The sequence below is a fragment of the Streptomyces albidochromogenes genome, assembly GCF_005981925.1.
Lineage (GTDB): Bacteria > Actinomycetota > Actinomycetes > Streptomycetales > Streptomycetaceae > Streptomyces > Streptomyces albidochromogenes.
Map to the genome: position 1 here is coordinate 1 of NZ_VBVX01000494.1, position 2,986 is coordinate 2,986.

Below are 2,986 nucleotides of genomic sequence, written 5' to 3' on the forward strand. Positions count from 1 at the left end.
GCGAAGGGCCGGTTCGGGGGCCCGGCTCCGGGGCGCAGGGGAGACGACCGCTAGCCGTGGCCGTGCAGGGCGCGGCACAGGGCGTGGGAGGCCCGGTCCGGGCATCCCCCTGCTTCACCTGCGTCGCGACGACCCATGCTCGGAGTGTACGGCCCCGTAGGAGCGGTCCGTACCCCTCCTGGACCGGCCCGGGGTCCCCAGTGGCACACTGGCCGCCGATTCGCCGAAGGAGCTCTCCATGCCGTTGATCCGCACGCTCAGCCGGGCGGTCCGCCGCGCCTACCGCCCCCACGTGGATCTGAGCCACCCCACCCGTTCCCCGCTCGGCAGCGCGGTCGTGAACTGCGTGGTGTACGAGGACGGCACGCGCCGGCCCGGCGACTGCCCGGCCGAGGAGGCGTTGCTGCGGGTCCGCAAGGCCGGCCGGGGCTTCGTCTGGATCGGGCTGCACGAGCCGTCCGAGGAGGAGTTCGCCGGTCTCGCGGAGCTCTTCGGGCTGCACCCGCTGGCGGTGGAGGACGCCGTACAGGCGCATCAGCGGCCGAAGGTGGAGCGGTACGACGACGTGCTGTTCGCCGTGTTCAAGACCGTCCACTACGTCGAGCACACCGAGGTGACCGCCACCAGCGAGATCGTGGACACGGGCGACCTGATGGTGTTCACGGGCCCCGACTTCGTGATCACCGTCCGGCACGGCGGCCGGGGCTCGCTCGGGCCGCTGCGGGAGGTCCTGGAGTCGGCGCCCGAGCGGCTGGCCATGGGCCCCGCCGCCGTGCTGCACGCCGTCGCCGACCAGGTGGTCGACGACTACCTGGTGGTGGCGGAGGCGGTGCAGAGCGACATCGACGCGGTGGAGACGGCCGTGTTCAGCGAGCCGGCGGGGCGCGGTGACGCCGGCCGGATCTACCAGCTCAAGCGGGAACTGCTGGAACTGAAGCGGGCCGTGGCACCGCTGGCGGGGCCGCTGCGCCTGCTGGCGACCGGGCCGATGCCGACCGTCGGCGACGAGATCCGCACGTACTTCCGCGACGTCGCCGGGCACCTGGCCAGGACGGCCGAGCAGATCGCCGCTTTCGAGGGGCTGCTCGACTCCATCCTGCAGGCCCATCTGGCGCAGGTGACGATCACGCAGAACGAGGACATGCGGAAGATCACCTCGTGGGCCGCGATCATCGCCGTGCCGACCATGATCTGCGGTGTCTACGGCATGAACTTCGACCACATGCCGGAACTGCGGTGGACGTACGGCTATCCCCTCGCCCTGGGCGTCATGGCCGTCGCCTGCTTCGCCATCCACCGCGCGTTCCGCCGCAATGGCTGGCTATGACCCCCTGACCACGATCTCGCCGCCCACGACGACCGTCTCGGCGACGGTCCCGGGAATGTCCTCGGGCGCCACGCCCAGGATGTCGCGGGACAGGACGACGAAGTCGGCGAGCTTGCCGACGGTCAGCGAACCCCGTTCGTGTTCGAGGAAGTTGGCGTACGCCGACCCCATCGTGTAGCCGCGCACGGCGGTCGCCACGTCGACGGTCTCCCCCGGCATCCACGGCTCCCCGCCGCCGAGCGGGCGCCGGGTCACGGCGGTGTAGATGCCCACCATGGGGTCCATCTCGGCGACGTTCCAGTCGCTGGAGAAGGCGAGCACCGCGCCGGCCTCGTGCAGGCTGCGCATCGGCCACGCCTTGTGCCAGCGGCCCTCGCCGACGTTCTCGGCCCAGTCCTTGCCGGGCCCGGCGATCTCGGGTGCGCTGTGGCGCGGCTGCATGCAGGCGACCACACCGAGCTCCCGGAAGCGCGGGGTGTCGTCGGGGTCGAGGCATTCGACGTGGACGACCTGGTGGCGGGCGTCGCGCGAGCCGTTGGCGGCGCGGGCCCGCTCGACGGCGTCGAGGACGGTACGGATGCCCCGGTCGCCGGTGGCGTGGACGAAGCACTGGAAGCCGCGCGCGTCCAGCCGGGTCAGCAGCGCGTCGAACTCCTCGGGCGGGTAGAAGGTCTCGCCCCGGTGGTGGCCGCAGCCGGTGTAGGGCTCGAGGAGGGCGGCGGTGCGGGGCTCGACGACGTCGTCGATGTAGAGCTTGAGCGGGCCGACGTTCAGCCGGTCGTCGTCGAAGCGGCGCGCGGCCTCGGCGAAGTCGTCGAGATCGGCGTCGGTGGTGCCGCGCGGGTGGAAGAGGGCCGCGACGATCCGGGAGCGGAGCCGGCCCTCGGCGCGGGCCCGCTCGTACAGGGCGAGGTCGTCGAGGGAGTTCTGCGGCTCGACGACGGTGGTGATGCCGTATCCGATCGCGTCGTCGAGGCTGCGCGCGAGCCGCCCGTACTGCCGGTCGGGCGACGCCCACGGCACGCCGAGCTCGCGCAGCGCCCGGTGGCCGTCGCGGGACAGGCCCTTGACGGCGAAGTCCCTGACGAAGCCGGTGGGTTCGCCGGTCGCCGGGTCGGTCTCGGCCTCGCCGAAGGGCAGACTCGTACGGCCCTTGGAGATGCCGAGGCGGCGCAGGGCCGCGGTGTTGAGCCAGGCGGTGTGCACGTCGTAGCTGAGGACGAAGGCGGGAGTGTCGCCGGTGACGGGGTCGAGGTCCTCGGCGCGCGGCATCCGGCCGCCGGGGATCGCCGAGTAGTCGAACGCCTCGGCCTCGATCCACTCGGCGTCGGGGTGGGCGGTGTGCCAGGCGCGGACGCGCTCGTGGATGCCGTCGAGCGTACGGACGCCGGCGAGCTGGACGCAGGCGTCGTCGGAGCCGAGCCTGACGTGGTTGTGCGCGTCGATGAATCCGGGCAGCACGAGCCGGCCGCCCGCGTCGAGGACCTCGGTGTGCGGTCCGGTCCACCGCGCGGCGCCGGCGTCGTCGCCGAGCCAGGCGACGCGCCCGTCGCGCACGGCCATCGCGCGCGCCTCGGGCAGCTTGTCGTCCACGGTGTGGACGCGGGCGTTGACGAGGACCAGGTCGGCCGGGGCGGTGGGGGTGGTGCGGGTCATGAG

Annotated in this window: 2 protein-coding genes; one reads left to right on the forward strand and one right to left on the reverse strand. The window is 72.9% G+C overall.

Going from position 1 to position 2,986, the window contains the following annotated elements; translation table 11 throughout:
• Nucleotides 1-238 precede the first annotated feature (238 nt).
• Nucleotides 239-1,327, forward strand: a complete 1,089-nt coding sequence (locus E2E34_RS33005) for a magnesium and cobalt transport protein CorA (RefSeq protein WP_167518436.1) — start codon at nt 239-241, stop codon at nt 1,325-1,327.
• Here the strand turns inward: E2E34_RS33005 and E2E34_RS33010 are convergent.
• Nucleotides 1,322-2,983 (reverse strand): amidohydrolase, encoded by a 1,662-nt coding sequence (locus E2E34_RS33010; RefSeq protein WP_138905516.1) that lies wholly within the window; start codon nt 2,981-2,983, stop codon nt 1,322-1,324. The two genes, E2E34_RS33005 and E2E34_RS33010, sit on opposite strands and share 6 nt — an antisense overlap.
• Nucleotides 2,984-2,986 lie beyond the last annotated feature (3 nt).